This is a genomic window from Sphaerochaeta sp. UBA5836 (assembly GCF_002432845.1).
In the GTDB taxonomy this organism is placed as follows: Bacteria; Spirochaetota; Spirochaetia; order Sphaerochaetales; family Sphaerochaetaceae; genus Sphaerochaeta.
In genome coordinates this window covers 20,374-20,934 of sequence record NZ_DJGW01000002.1, presented here as the reverse complement: position 1 = coordinate 20,934, position 561 = coordinate 20,374, and the positions used below count along the sequence as shown (strand labels likewise).

The window sequence follows — 561 nt, the reverse complement described above, 5'->3', positions numbered from 1 at the left end:
TTCTGATCAAGATCTTCAGCTGTCCACAGCTCCTTGTGATGCATATAGGTGCTCTTGCGTACCTGATGGACTTCCTTCCACAGCACTGTCTCATCCCTGAAGGATAGCGGCAGACTGAGCACCAAGGGTGCAGTATTTCCCCTCTGGTAGCGCTCTGGAACCCAGACATAGGCAAACGGCTTGTAGGCAAGGAAAGCAATCTGGCTCTTGGAAACCCTCATGCGGTAAGGGCCGAGGGCTTTGAGGGCTTTCTCAACTGAAGTATAGAGCGCCAATGAGTGAGGGAAGCTTTCGAAGAATTGCTCAGCTGTCATAGCATGATGGTACTACAAGCCCTGCCAAATAAAAACATCTGCTCTCCTCTCTTCTCTTCAATGCTACAATACCAGTAAGAGAGGAACAGCCTGTGGAGCAAAAGCAAGTTGTCATTACAGAGAAACTACCCATCGGCATCAGCTTGTGTGCAATGGGTGGCCCGGTTCGGTATAACGGGAAGGGCATCGACGTCCTCTCTGCCTTGGGCAGGGAGAAAAACGACTTCACCTTCTTCCCTGTCTGCCC

At 51.0% G+C, this 561-nt stretch carries 1 protein-coding gene; it reads right to left on the bottom strand.

Features of this window, described 5'->3' with window-relative positions:
- A partial coding sequence (locus B3F49_RS00130) for a DUF5655 domain-containing protein (protein WP_293908447.1) occupies nucleotides 1–314 on the bottom strand: 314 nt, incomplete at its 3' end.
- Nucleotides 315–561: the final 247 nt, after the last annotated feature.